This is a genomic window from Streptomyces diastatochromogenes, assembly GCF_002242805.1.
GTDB classification, from domain to species: Bacteria; Actinomycetota; Actinomycetes; order Streptomycetales; family Streptomycetaceae; genus Streptomyces; species Streptomyces diastatochromogenes.
Map to the genome: position 1 here is coordinate 22831 of NZ_MCGQ01000028.1, position 13159 is coordinate 35989.

A 13159-nucleotide genomic window follows, 5' to 3' on the forward strand; every position below is an offset into this window, starting at 1 on the left:
GGCCACGGCCCCGCCCTGCTTCCGGCATGGAGAGGTCGACGCATGCAGGTCAGCACAGAAGAGCAGAGCTCTTGGACTCGCCGTTTCATCGAGCCGGTCGACAGCGAGTTACGACTCGTCTGCTTTCCACACGCCGGCGGGTCGGCGGCGTACTTCCGGCCGTTGGCGCAGTCCCTCGCGCCCCGCGTCGAAGCACTGTGCGTGCAGTATCCGGGGCGGCAGGACCGGCGCCACGAACCCCTTCTCGACAGCGTTCCGGCGCTCGCCGATGCCGCCTTCGCGGCTCTGCGCCCCACTCTCGACGGGCCGTTCGCCTTCTTCGGTCACAGCCTCGGTGCGCTCGTCGCCTTCGAAGTGGCCCGCCGCTTCGAGCAGTTGACCGCGCAGGGGCCGGTACGGCTGTTCGCCTCGGCTCGGCGTGCCCCGTCCGTCGCGCGGGATGAACGGGTACATCTGCGCGACGACGCAGGCCTGATCGCGGAACTGACCCGTCTGGGTGGTACGGCTGACGCCCTGCTCACCGACGACGATCTGCGCGCACTGGTGCTCCCCGCCGTCAGGGCGGACTACCGAGCGGCGGAGACCTACACCGCCGTACCGGCCAACGCCCGGCTGACGTGTCCCATTTCGGTCTTCGTCGGAGACGCCGATCCCGTCGCCCTGGTGCCCGAGGCCCGCGCCTGGGAAGCCCACACCACCGGAAGTACCGACCTTCGGGTGTTCACCGGCGGCCACTTCTACTTGGACGGGAACACCGCGGCGGTCGCCAGGGCGGTTCTCGACACGCTATGACACACGACGAGGCCTCCCAAGCGGAAAACCGTTCCTGCCAGGGAGGCCTCGTCGTGTTCGCGCTAGCTGGCCAGTTCGTCGCGCTCCGTCGGCTCGACGTTCTGCAGCGCGCCGACGAGATCCGTCCTTCGCCTTATGTTGAGCTTGCGGTAGACCCTCGTGAGGTGCTGCTCCACGGTGCTCACCGTCACGAACAACCGACTCGCGATCTGCCGGTTGCTGTAACCGCCGACAGCAAGCTGCGCGACCCTCGTCTCGGCGTCACTGAGAGCCTCGGTGGCGCCCATGTCCCCGGTCCCCGGCTGGGGACTCGGGCTGCTCTGCTCGTCCCCGACCGATCGCATCGCAGCCGGCGACGGGATCCGCACGCCCCGGCGCTCGGCCATCAGGCCGGCCCGGCGCATGATCTGCCGCCCCTTGCTGTACTGCCCCTGCTCCTGCCACGCCCATCCGAGATCATGGAGCGCAAACGACAGTTCGAGCGGAGCCTCACACATCTGCAGATACTCGGACGCCTTGGTCAGCAGCCTGGGCCGCTCGGAGATGGTGTTGGTGGCGGCCAGCACCCTCAACGTCTCGGCGTGGATGCGCGGATACTCGGGACCGCACCTGCGCAACTGTTCGACGAGAAGGACCTGGGCCTGTTTGCAGTCCCCGAGCCGTATGAGGGCCTGCGCAGCACTCGATCGCCATGGAATCACGACCGGATTGTCCAGGCCCAGTCGCTCGGCCAGCTCCCCGGCGGCCAGGAAGTCATCGAGCGCCGCCGAGACCTGCCCCGACGCCAGATACCGATGACCGCGAGCTCGCAGAAGACGCATTCCGTACGGCGTCTCGAAGATGACCTGGGGCATGGCGCACTGTGCTTCTTCCGCCACTGCGCTGGCATGCCCCGTCAGGGTGTTGGCATGCAGCACGGTACTCAACGGCAGGCCCAGCATGACGCCCCAGTTCCGCGCGGGAAGCAGCGTCAGGGCGTGCTCGACCTCGCGTTCGGCGGACGCCGGCTCCCCCTGACGCAGGAGGATCTCGGCACGTGCCGCACGAAACATGGCATGCCATACGGTGAAGGAGCCCTGCCGGGCCTGGGCGATCAGCTCCTCGGCCCATTCATGAGCCTCCTGCAACCGCTCCGCGTACATCAGGGTGTACAGGGCGGCCATCAGGAGCGGTGCGGTGCCCTCGGTGAGTCCGTAGTGCCGCAGCGCCTGCTGCGCCTCGTTCAGCTGCCTGACATCGGGCGCCACGGTGAGGTTGCCACGGAATATCTCAGCCGCGCGCCCCTTGGCCCAGGCCTCTGGCGAGACACCACTGGCGGCCGGTTCGCCACCATGGGGAATTCCCGGCGCCCGTCCGTTCCCACGGCGCGGATAGATCGTCTCCAGCCAGGCCTTGGACGCCTCGAGATGAGAGGCCGCCACCATGTCGTGGGCCTTCGACGCCGCTTCGAACCCGCGCAGCAGCAGCTCGTTCGCTTCTTCGGGGCGCCCGAACCAGATCAACGCGTCGATGACGGATGAAGCGCGCCATCCCGAAAGATGTCCCGCCCGCGAATCCTCGATCAGTCCGCCGACCAGTCGATATGCGGCATAGGGATCCCGGCGCCAGGTAGCCCTCACGATCATCGCCGTGGTGGTCGCCTTCCGCCGCTCGTCGGTGTCGTACTGGAGCGCGATCCGAAGGCAGTCCACCGCGAAGTCCACATTCCCCTCGGACACCGCCTGCTGGGCCGCCTCGTGGAGAATCGGAATCGCGCAGTCGGTGTCGACACGGCTCGCTCCCAGAAGGTGGCCCGCCACCGTCATGGCCGGAAAGCCCTTCTTGAAAAGGACATTGGCGGTGTGGACGTGGAGATCGGCCCGTTGCACCGCCGTCATGCCACTCAGCACCACCCCCTTGGCGTGAGAGTGCCGGAACATCCCTCCGGAGAGGAGCCCGGTCTCGTGCAAGAGATCCAGGGCCTGGGCAGTGGTCTCCTGGTCCATGTCCGCGAGCTGGGCGAGCACCGGGACCGAGGGAACGTCATCGAGCACCGCCAGATGGCGAGCGACCTGCAAGACCTCGGGTTCGCAGCGGAACAGGCAGCTGATCAGGGCCTGGCCGAATCCGTCGGCCACCCGGAACTGCGGTGCGTCCGCTTCGACGGTGCTGCGGTTGTCCTCGATGAGCCCGTGGAGCAGTGCCGTATTGCCTCCGGTGACCCGAAAGGCGTCGGCTGCGAGCACCTGAGCCGCCGCGCGCCCCAGGTGAAGGGCCATCACCTCCTCGACACCCTGCGGAGACAGCAACGGCAGCTTCAGGAAACGCACGAGCGGCTCGGCCGGCAACTCGGCTTCGGACAACGTTGCGAGTCGACGCGAGTGGGGCGACTCGTTCAACACGACGAGCAACCGTGCGGACCGAAGCCTGCGAACGACGTACGACAGGCAGCGCAGTGACGCCGTGTCGGCGTAGTGCACGTCGTCGATACCGAGCACCACAGGACTCTGCGCCTGCTCCACGACGTCCAGCAGCGTCATGCACATCTCATGGAAGATCCGCGGCGCCACATCATCCGCGGAGTCGCCCACGCCATCACGGCCGGTCGATTCGGATCGCGCCGCGGCTGCGCAGCGCTCGACTTTCTCCCTCAAATGAGCATTGATCTTGTCACTGTGCAGCAAATGGGCGAGCAGCCCAAAGGGCACCGTCTGCTCGGCCCGGGAAGCGATTGCTCCGAGGTAGACCCCCTCTCGGGCTTCCACGTAAGCAGCGAAGTCATTCAGCAACTCCGTCTTGCCACACCCTACGGGCCCGTAGACGACCGCAACCCTGCTGTCTCCGCGTCGACTCCCTTCGAACATCCTGCGTAGTTCGCCAAGTAACCTGACTCGCTCAGGCAGTTCGTACGAGCAGTCTCGGTCTGCGGAGCGTTCACGGCATTTTTCAGGCATGCCAGCAATAGCCATACTCGTTCGTTCCCCCTGAAGACGAGTGTCGGCGTCAGGGACATAGATGCCCCTTGAATGACTTCGACATTAAAATACCTGGCGATCGCCCCTGTCAACGGTTATTGATCTTGCCCTTACACGCCGGAAGCCTGCGATTCACCCCAGGCCAAGCGCCCCGGAGCCGACCAGTCCAGGCCATCGAGCAGGCGCAGTGAAATGCGTCACACAATGAAGTGAACGCCCCGATCTGCAGAGATGTGTGTCAGTCATTTTAAGCGTGGATTAAAAATTCACGGTCAAGGTCCGCACGCATGAGCCCAATGGGCACACTGTTCACAATTCAGACAAATATCACCACAATCGGAATCAGACCTTCCGACTTCTTATTTGAGCGCCCTCGACGTGGCACCGCGCATTTGCTGCGCCATTTCGAAGGGCCATAATCGCACAGGTTTTATATCCGCTCCCTGATTTATCATGGCGCCGTGAATCAATTGTGTGGCCGTCTACATAGTGATGACACTCATCTCACTCCTGGGCCGGCGACATAAGACAGGCCTCCCGCGGTGCGGCCCGCGGAGATCGACTTCCGCGGGCCGCACCTGTTCCCGAGCCGTGCCGGCGGTCGGACCTCGGCCCGAGCGCGACCGGATGGCTAGGACAGGTTCCACTGCTGGCTCGAGGGGCCGGTGCCCGTCTCCTGGTCCACCGCGGCTCCGGCCGTCGTGGAGCCGCCGGAGACGCTGACGGTCAGGTTGTTCTGCACGCCGATGAGCATGTACTTGCTACCGGTGTAGCTGCCGACGAGGTCGAGGAACCACTGCTGGTTGGCGCCGCCGTTGCAGGTCCACTGCTGCAACTGCAGCCCCACGGTGGAGGACTGGTCCGGTACGTCCAGGCAGAGCCCGCTCTTCACGCTCCTGACCGTGTAGACGTTGTCGGCGACCTTGGTGAAGGTCCACTGCTGGTTCGTGCCGCCGTTCGACTGCCACTGGATGACCTTGGCGCCGTCCGCGGTGGACCCGCCCGACACGTCCATCAGCTGCGAACTGCCGGCGTTGCTGAGCGTGTGGGTGCCGGAGGACGGGAGGCCGCTGCCGGGTGTCCATGTGCCGGCGGTCGTGTCGAGCGACCAGGTGGGGTACTGGCCCATGTTCACCGTGGTTCCCCGGATGGTCAGGGGCAGCCAGATGAGCTGCGAGGAGCCGAGGTCCGAAGGATTCCATCGGTCACCCGCGTAGATGTAGCTGGTCCCCGAACTTCCCTGGACGGTGATGATGTTGGCCGTCTGGCTGCCGTAGGTGTTGGTGCCGGGGGCCGCGAAGGTCCGGACCGGGGACCAGGGGCCGTTCAGCGATGTCGCGGTGGTGTAGACGTTGTCGTTGACGCTCCAGCCGGTCAGATGCGAACCGAAGAGGTAGTAGGTGCCGTTGACCTTGATCATGGCCGGCGCCTCGTAGTTGTCGGTGCCGCCGCCGGTGCCCACCTTGGACACGGCGCTCGCCACCGACAGGTAGTCGTCGGAGAGCCGGTAGACGCGCAGACCGTTGTTGCGGTCCTCGCTCAGCAGGTAGCCGGTTCCGTCGGTGTCCTGGAAGAGGCTGATGTCACGGCTCTGGTTGCCCAGCGGCTGGAAGCTGCCCCGGTAGGTGTACGGGCCGCAGGGGGTGCTGCTGGTGGCGACACCGACCTTGGCCTCGGAGTAGTTCGTGTTGTCGATGTGCACGTACATGACGTACGTGTTCGTCGAAGCGTTGAAGATGACCTTCGGCCGCTCCACGATGCGGTTCGGCCCGAGGTCACCGCTGCTCTGCAGGGTCAGGGCGTTGCTCTGGCGGGTCCAGTTGGCCAGATCGGTCGAGGTGTAGCAGGCGACGGCCTGGAAGGTGGCGTCGGACGAGGTCTTGCCGGTCTTGTCCTCGCCGAAGCCGTACCAGGTGCCGCCGACCTTGATGATGCCGAGGCCGTGGAGTTGGAGTGTGTTGCCCGCGGTATCGGTGCGCGCGGCACCCACGGTGAACGTGGCCGTGGCGGCCTGTGCCTGCGTGGCGGGTATCAGAAGCGCCGCGAGGGCGCCGAGGAGCGTCAGGAACGTGGCGGCGGCTCGTCCCAGCGGGCCGGCCGGTCTGGCGGAAACTCCCTTGGGCATGGTCATTTCTCTTCCATGGGGGTGATGTTCCGGCGTCGGGCGACCGACCCGCGGTGTCAGTCGCCCGAAACGAGCCCATGACAGTCCTGAAACCTGCCTGCCGTCAAGGCGTCATCTCGCATTTTGTTGGTTTTTGATAGAAGGCTTCTGCGCGTTACTGCTTGATTCTGGTGGAAGTAGAGCCATCTGAGGCACCGTCAGCCCTGCCGCTCGTTCGGGCACGCCCCGGAAGGCCGATGAGGCCACCCCGCGAGTGCTCCGACCCCCTACCGGGCCCGACGGTCCGGCGGAGCGGCGGTACTGTCCCGCAGGACAAGCCGGGTGGGGACGAGGGTGGTGCCCTGGTCAGCGGCCTGGTTGCGGATCTGCCGCAGCACTCCTTGGACGCAGAGCCGGCCGACCTCGCCGAAGTCCTGGTGGACGGTGGTGAGGGGAGGGATGAAGTCGGACGCGTCGGCGATGTCGTCGAAGCCGACCACGCTGACGTCCTGCGGAACCCGTTTGCCGCGCTCGTGGAGCGCGCGGAGCAGTCCGAGTGCCATCTGGTCGTTGGCCGCGAACACGGCGGTGCATCCGGGCTGGTCCGCCAGCCACAGGCCCGCCTCATAGCCGGACTTGGCGGACCAGTCGCCCCGGACGAGGGGAGGCACGGTGCGGTTCGCCTGCTGAAGAACCCTCTGCCAGGCGTCCGCGCGCCGCTGGGCCGCGAAGGATCCTTCCGGCCCCGTGAGATGCCAGACGGTGTCATGGCCGAGGTCGATCAGATGCCGGACGGCCATGCGCGCGCCCTCGCTCTGGTCGGTGTCGACCACGCTGTACCGATCGCCCGCGTCGGAATCAGCGACGACGACCTGGATGTGCGGGGGAAGCGAAATGGTGGCGGCGTCGAGGAGGTGGACCTCCATGATCGCGATGATCCCGTCCACGGCGAGCTCGCCCAGCCTGGTGAAGGCTCCGTGCAGGCCGGTCTGGGTGGGCACGGCCACCGGCATGAGCGTGATGGCGTAGCCCTCCATCGCCGCCGACTCCGTGATCGCCTCCAGGGTGCGGACGTTGCCCGTCGTCGAGAGGGTGAACAGGATGACGCCCAGCGTGCGGAACTCGCCGGCCTTCAGGGCGCGGGCGGCGCTGTTGGGCCGGTAGCCCAGTTCCTTCATGGCGGCCAGGACGCGCTGACGCGTCTCCTCGACCACTCCCTGGCTGCCGTTCGAGACCCGGGAGACGGTCTGCGAAGAGACACCCGCCAGATGTGCGACGTCGGCCATGGACGCCCCTCGCCGCCTTCGGCGTCCGCCCTCCGCGACGTCCGCGGGGGATGCGACGGAAGCGACTTCCGTGGACGGCACTACGTCCCTTGCCCTGCTCACGTATCCCCCTCCTGGTGGTAACCCGGCGTAACACGCCCGCAACACGCAGCGGGCCCAAGTCCGCCCTTGACGCTTCTCCAGGTGCAGTGTAAACATCACACCCAATCCCATGTTTACGCAAACGTCACGCACTCGAACCCGTCGATGTTTACGTAAACATCAGCCACTGCCGTACACGCCGCGTTGTAGCGGGCGCCGTGGGCGAGCAGCGCGACACCACCTTCATCACGGGACGGTTATGACGATCACCTCACCCCCCGCTGCCGGCCGCGCAGCCCCGCCGCGCAGACGGAACCGAACCGGACTGGCCGGCTGGGGCTTCATCGGGCCGTTCCTGGCCGTCTTCGCTCTGGTCTTCCTCGCGCCCATCGGGTACTCGATCTACCTCAGCCTGTTCCAGGACCGCCTCATCGGTGGCACCACCTTCGTCGGACTCGACCACTACCGGCAGGCCTTCGAGGACGCGCAGTTCTGGTCCGGCTTCGGGCGGGTGGCGCTCTTCCTGGCCGTCCAGGTCCCCGTCATGCTCGGCATCGCCCTGCTGGTCGCCCTGGCACTGGACAGCGGGCGGCTGTACGGAAAGAACTTCTTCCGCATCACGGTGTTCCTGCCCTACGCGGTCCCGGCCGTCGTGGCGACCCTGATGTGGGGCTTCCTCTACGGCTCGCGCTTCGGTCTCGTCGGGGACATCAACCGCACCTTCGGCGTCTCGCTGCCCGACCCGCTGTCGCCGGGGCTCATCCTCGCCAGCATCGGCAACATCGTGACCTGGGAGTTCGTCGGCTACAACATGCTCATCTTCTACTCGGCGCTGCGCGTCATCCCCGCCTCCCTGTACGAGGCGGCCGAGATCGACGGCGCCGGGCAGTGGCGGGTCATCACGGCGATCAAGCTGCCGGCGATCCGCGGGGCCCTGGTCATCGCCACCATCTTCTCGATCATCGGCACGTTCCAGCTGTTCAACGAGCCGAGCATCCTCAAGAGCCTGGCGCCCAACGCGATCACCACCTACTACACCCCGAACGTCTACACCTACTCGCTGTCCTTCGCGGGGCAACAGCAGAACTACGCCGCGACCGTGGCGATCGTCATGGGTGTCATCACCATGATCGTCGCCTACGCCTTCCAGCTGCGCGGCATGCGAAAGGAGGCGTGACCGATGTCCACCGTCACCGACGCCCCGACCCGGCCCCGTACACCGTCCGCCCCCGCATCTCGAACAGCACGTCTACGTCGTTCGGCCGATCGCCCCCGCCGGAGTCTGCCGCTCACTCTCCTCACCGGCCTGGTGCTGCTCTACACGCTGGTTCCGCTGGCCTGGCTCGTGATCAGCGCGACCAAGACCGAGAAGACCCTGCTCGACTCCCCGGGCATGTGGTTCAGCGGCCACTTCGCGCTCTGGGACAACATCAGGCAGACGCTCACCTACAACGACGGCATCTTCGGCCGCTGGCTGCTCAACACCCTGCTCTACGTGGTGCTCGGTGCCGGCGGCGCCACGTTCCTGGCCGTGCTCGGCGGCTACGGCCTGGCGAAGTTCGACTTCCGCGGCAAGAAGACCGTCCTCGCCGTCGTCATGGGCGCCGTGGCCGTTCCCGCGACCGCCCTGGCCGTCCCCACGTTCCTGATGTTCAGCAAGATGGGCCTGACGAACACGCCGTGGGCCGTCATCATCCCCTCGCTGATCTCCCCGTTCGGGCTCTACCTGATGTGGGTCTTCGCCACCGAGTCGATCCCGGGCGAACTGCTGGAGGCGGCACGGGTCGACGGATCGAGCGAGCTGCGCACCTTCTTCCAGATCAGCCTTCCGCTGCTCGCCCCCGGCATCGTCACCGTGCTCCTGTTCACCACGGTCGCGACATGGAACAACTACTTCCTGCCGCTGATCATGATCAAGGACCCGGACTGGTACCCGCTCACGCTCGGCCTCAACGCCTGGAACGACCAGGCGGCCACCGCCGGCGGCGAACCCGTGTTCAACCTCGTGATCACCGGCTCTCTGCTCACGATCCTTCCCCTGATCGCGGCCTTCCTCCTGCTCCAGCGGTACTGGCAGTCCGGCCTGTCCGCGGGAAGCGTCAAGGAGTGATCCCGCTCCCGGGCACATCCCTGCTCTCCTGACACACCCCCTCCACACGACCCGCGGCGCAGCATCGCCGCCGGGCCATCCCGACCTGCCACCCCCTCCTCCACCCACCTCTGCATCGGAGTCCTCCCATGAGAACCAAGGTTGTCCGCCACACGCTGCGTGGCGCCGGTCTGGTGTGCGCCGCCGCGCTCGCCCTCACCGCATGCAGCAGCAACTCCAGCTCGGATTCCGGCTCCGACGGCGGCGCGGTGTCCGCCTCGGCCCTCGACGCGGCGCTCAACAAGGGCGGAACGATCACCGTCTGGGCGTGGGAGCCCACCCTCAAGAAGGTCGTCACCGACTTCGAGGCCAAGTACCCCAAGGTCCACGTCAACCTGGTCAACGCGGGTACGGGTGACAAGCAGTACACCGCCCTGCAGAACGCGGTCCAGGCCGGCAGAGGCGCGCCCGACGTCGCCCAGATCGAGTACTACGCGCTCGGTCAGTTCGCGCTCGGCAAGTCGCTGCAGGACCTGTCCAAGTACGGCGCGTCCAGCCTCTCCAAGCAGTACTCGCCCGGCCCGTGGAACTCCGTCAGCCTGAACGGAGGCGTGTACGCGCTGCCCATGGACTCCGGGCCGATGGCGCTCTTCTACAACAAGAAGGTCTTCGACAAGTACAAGCTCAAGGTGCCCACCACCTGGGACGAGTACGTCAGCGACGCCCAGAAGCTGCACGCCGCCAACCCCAAGGCGTACATCACCAACGACGCCGGCGACGCCGGCTTCACCACCAGCATGATCTGGCAGGCCGGCGGCCACCCCTACACGGTGAACGGCACCAAGGTCTCCGTCGACTTCGGCGACGCGGGCAGCAAGAAGTTCGCCGGCACCTGGCAGAAGCTTCTCTCCGACAAGCTGGTGGCACCGATCACCTCCTGGAGCGACCAGTGGTACAAGGGTCTGGGCGACGGCACCATCGCCACCCTCGCCATCGGCGCGTGGATGCCCGCCAACCTCAGCTCGGGTGTCCCCTCGGCCTCGGGTGACTGGCGCGTCGCACCGCTGCCGCAGTGGCAGAAGGGCCAGACCGCCAGCTCCGAGAACGGCGGCAGCTCGCTCGCGGTCATGAAGTCCAGCACCAAGCAGGACCTCGCCTACGGGTTCCTGAAGTTCGCCAACGCCGGCGCGGGCGTCCAGGACCGCATCAAGGGCGGCGCCTTCCCCGCCACCGTGGCCGACCTGAACTCGCCCACCTTCCTGAACACCCCCTTCCCGTACTTCGGCGGCCAGAAGGCCAACCAGGTCTTCTCCGCATCCGCCAAGAACGCGGTGACCGGCTGGCAGTACCTGCCCTTCCAGGTCTACGCCAACTCGATCTTCAACGACACGGTGGGCAAGGCCTACGTCTCCAAGACCACCCTGTCCTCCGGCCTGAAGTCCTGGCAGGACGCCTCCGTCAAGTACGGCAGCGAACAGGGCTTCACCACCGGCAAGTAACACCGCCGAGCCGGACCCCGGCGGCACACCTCCCCCGCGTCTCGCGGGTGTCCTCCGTGCCGCTGGGACCACCCGGCCCAGGGGCGGAACCCCTGACCACCGCCGCAACGAGCGGATCAGCTGCATCCGGCCCCCTGGGCCGCCCGACGACTTACGGAGTACCCAGCGCCATGCCCGTCCTGCAGATCGAAGGCGACAACTTCACGCTCGACGGAGAGCCGTTCCGGATCATCTCCGGTGGCCTGCACTACTTCCGCGTGCACCCCGACCAGTGGGCCGACCGTCTGCGCAAGGCCCGTCTGATGGGCCTCAACACGGTCGAGACCTATGTCCCGTGGAACCTCCACCAGCCACGGCCCGACACCTTCCGCCTCGACGCGGAACTCGACCTCCCGGCCTTCCTCGACCTCGCGGCCGCCGAAGGCCTGTACGTCCTGCTGCGTCCCGGCCCGTACATCTGCGCCGAGTGGGAAGGCGGCGGCCTGCCGTCCTGGCTCCTGTCCACCCCCGGCATCCGCCTGCGCAGCCAGGACCAGACCTACCTCGACGCCGTGGCGGACTACTTCTCCCGACTGCTTCCCCCGCTGCTGGACCGACTGGCCACCCGTGGCGGTCCCGTCCTGGCGGTGCAGGTGGAGAACGAGTACGGCGCCTACGACGACGACACCGCCCACCTCGCCCACCTGGCCGACCTGCTGCGCGGCCTGGGCGTGGACGTCCCGTTGTTCACCTGCGACCAGCCGGGCGATCTCGCACGCGGCACCCTCCCCGGCACGCTCGCCACCGCCAACTTCGGCAGCCAGTCCCGGCGCGGGCTCGCGGCCCTGCGCGCCCACCAGCCCACCGGCCCGTTGATGTGCACCGAGTTCTGGAACGGCTGGTTCGACCGCTGGGGCGGTCACCACGTCACCCGTGACCCCGCCCAGGCCGCCCAGGAACTCGACGAACTGCTGGGCATGGGCGCGTCGGTCAACCTGTACATGTTCCACGGCGGCACCAGCTTCGGCTTCACCAACGGCGCCAACGACAAGCACACCTACCGGCCCACCGTCAGCTCGTACGACTACGACGCCCCCCTCGACGAGAGCGGCGACCCCACCGACAAGTACGACGCGTTCCGCGAGGTCATCGCCAAGTACGCGCCCGTGCCGACGGATCCGGTACCCCGGCGCGGCGCGAAGTTCACCGCACTCGGCGTCGCCCTGGCCGAGAGCGCCGCGCTGTTCGACAACCTGCCGGCCCTGGGCGCCCCGGTGACCGCCGAGCGCCCGCTGACCATGGAACAGCTCGGGCAGGACTTCGGATTCGTCCTCTACGAGACCGTCCTGCCCACGGCAGGCCCCGCGCTCCTGGAGCTGGAGGACATACGCGACCGCGCCCAGATCTTCGTCGACGGCCAACCCGTCGGCGTCCTGGAGCGTGAGAACCACGAGCACGCCATCGCTCTCGTCGTCCCGCGCGCGGGCAGCGTCCTGCGCCTGCTGGTGGAGAACCAGGGACGGGTCAACTACGGGCCGGCCATCCACGACCGGAAGGGACTCCTCGGGCAGGTCCGCCTCAACGGCACCGAACTCACCGGCTGGACCCAGCACCCGCTCCCCCTGCACTCGCTCGACGGGCTCGCCTTCACGAGCGGCCCGCCCGCCGTGGGTCCGGTCTTCCACCGCGGCACGTTCGACGTCGACGTACCGGCCGACACCTTCGTCCACCTGCCCGGCTGGACCAAGGGCAACGTGTGGGTGAACGGCTTCCACCTCGGCCGGTTCTGGTCCCGCGGTCCCCAGCGCTCGCTCTACGTGCCCGGACCCGTCCTGCGCCCGGGGCCGAACGAGATCACCGTGCTGGAGCTGCACGCCGCCCACCTGGCGCGCACCATCGATCTGCGTGCCACACCCGACCTCGGACCGACAGAGGAATAGCCGGACGTCCACCACGACGCAATGGGGTGCCTGGAGAGGACGTTGCCCCCTCCAGGCACCCCTGGTCGCACACCGTCGGATCCCGGTTCACTCCCTAAGGACGTGAAAAGTTCCACACACTACGAACCCTTCGCCAACCCCGTCCGAGACGATGAGCTTCATGTAGCGAGAGCGATGGCGCTCGGGGATGTTCACGAAATCGTCGATCTCGGCAAGGTGTTCGGCAGGGGCGATCGACAAGCTGGCGTAGTTGGATTTCAGTTTCATCCCCAACACGTCCAGGAACACGACGTCCACCGTCTCGCCGAACTCGCCACCGGCCTGGCTTCGCAAGACGAGTCTGCGGTGAGACACCTCGTACAGCCACGGGCGAAACGGGCGCCCGAAGTGCAGAGGAAGTTCCTCTTGGTGATCATCCATCGCCAGATCCTTCAC

At 66.9% G+C, this 13159-nt stretch carries 9 protein-coding genes; 5 read left to right on the forward strand and 4 right to left on the reverse strand.

All coding sequences use genetic code 11. The features are described from left to right. The first annotated feature begins 42 nt into the window (after nucleotides 1–42). The gene (locus tag BEK98_RS29945) at nucleotides 43–792 is read left to right on the forward strand and encodes a thioesterase II family protein (RefSeq protein ID WP_094219826.1); all 750 of its coding nucleotides are present in this window, start codon (nucleotides 43–45) and stop codon (nucleotides 790–792) included. A 62-nt stretch (nucleotides 793–854) separates the two neighbouring features. Here the strand turns inward: BEK98_RS29945 and BEK98_RS29950 are convergent, their stop codons facing one another. The 3 genes from BEK98_RS29950 to BEK98_RS29960 form a co-directional block, all read right to left on the reverse strand. After that, nucleotides 855–3740 carry an AAA family ATPase gene (locus BEK98_RS29950; RefSeq protein ID WP_094219827.1) on the reverse strand — a complete coding sequence of 962 codons (2886 nt, stop codon included), beginning with the start codon at nucleotides 3738–3740 and terminating at the stop codon, nucleotides 855–857. Between the two features lie 637 nt (nucleotides 3741–4377). Next, on the reverse strand, nucleotides 4378–5877 hold the full coding sequence (locus tag BEK98_RS29955; protein ID WP_244202067.1) for an RICIN domain-containing protein: 1500 nt from the start codon (nucleotides 5875–5877) through the stop codon (nucleotides 4378–4380). Between the two features lie 260 nt (nucleotides 5878–6137). Next, nucleotides 6138–7136 carry a LacI family DNA-binding transcriptional regulator gene (locus BEK98_RS29960; RefSeq protein WP_094219828.1) on the reverse strand — a complete coding sequence of 333 codons (999 nt, stop codon included), beginning with the start codon at nucleotides 7134–7136 and terminating at the stop codon, nucleotides 6138–6140. 340 nt (nucleotides 7137–7476) lie between these two features. On the opposite strand from BEK98_RS29960, the gene BEK98_RS29965 reads away from it, so the two are divergent. From BEK98_RS29965 to BEK98_RS29980, 4 genes are all read left to right on the forward strand, one after another. Next, nucleotides 7477–8394: a carbohydrate ABC transporter permease gene (locus tag BEK98_RS29965; protein ID WP_094219829.1), complete on the forward strand. Its 918-nt coding sequence runs from the start codon at nucleotides 7477–7479 to the stop codon at nucleotides 8392–8394. 3 nt (nucleotides 8395–8397) lie between these two features. Further along, on the forward strand, nucleotides 8398–9327 hold the full coding sequence (locus BEK98_RS29970; RefSeq protein WP_094219830.1) for a carbohydrate ABC transporter permease: 930 nt from the start codon (nucleotides 8398–8400) through the stop codon (nucleotides 9325–9327). Between the two features lie 128 nt (nucleotides 9328–9455). After that, nucleotides 9456–10805 carry an ABC transporter substrate-binding protein gene (locus BEK98_RS29975; protein ID WP_094219831.1) on the forward strand — a complete coding sequence of 450 codons (1350 nt, stop codon included), beginning with the start codon at nucleotides 9456–9458 and terminating at the stop codon, nucleotides 10803–10805. Nucleotides 10806–10975: 170 nt separating this feature from the next. Beyond that, on the forward strand, nucleotides 10976–12724 hold the full coding sequence (locus tag BEK98_RS29980; RefSeq protein WP_094219832.1) for a glycoside hydrolase family 35 protein: 1749 nt from the start codon (nucleotides 10976–10978) through the stop codon (nucleotides 12722–12724). 87 nt (nucleotides 12725–12811) lie between these two features. On the opposite strand, the gene BEK98_RS29985 is transcribed toward BEK98_RS29980, so the two are convergent. Continuing rightward, nucleotides 12812–13159 (reverse strand): hypothetical protein, encoded by a 348-nt coding sequence (locus BEK98_RS29985; protein WP_143684180.1) that lies wholly within the window; start codon nucleotides 13157–13159, stop codon nucleotides 12812–12814.

Coding starts and splice junctions, on each gene's coding strand:
- BEK98_RS29980 (WP_094219832.1), top strand. CDS start 10,976: ATGCCCGTCCTGCAGATCGAAGGCGACAACTTCACGCTCGACGGAGAG.
- BEK98_RS29960 (WP_094219828.1), bottom strand. CDS start 7,136: ATGGCCGACGTCGCACATCTGGCGGGTGTCTCTTCGCAGACCGTCTCC.
- BEK98_RS29955 (WP_244202067.1), bottom strand. CDS start 5,877: ATGACCATGCCCAAGGGAGTTTCCGCCAGACCGGCCGGCCCGCTGGGA.
- BEK98_RS29945 (WP_094219826.1), top strand. CDS start 43: ATGCAGGTCAGCACAGAAGAGCAGAGCTCTTGGACTCGCCGTTTCATC.
- BEK98_RS29970 (WP_094219830.1), top strand. CDS start 8,398: ATGTCCACCGTCACCGACGCCCCGACCCGGCCCCGTACACCGTCCGCC.
- BEK98_RS29950 (WP_094219827.1), bottom strand. CDS start 3,740: ATGGCTATTGCTGGCATGCCTGAAAAATGCCGTGAACGCTCCGCAGAC.
- BEK98_RS29975 (WP_094219831.1), top strand. CDS start 9,456: ATGAGAACCAAGGTTGTCCGCCACACGCTGCGTGGCGCCGGTCTGGTG.
- BEK98_RS29965 (WP_094219829.1), top strand. CDS start 7,477: ATGACGATCACCTCACCCCCCGCTGCCGGCCGCGCAGCCCCGCCGCGC.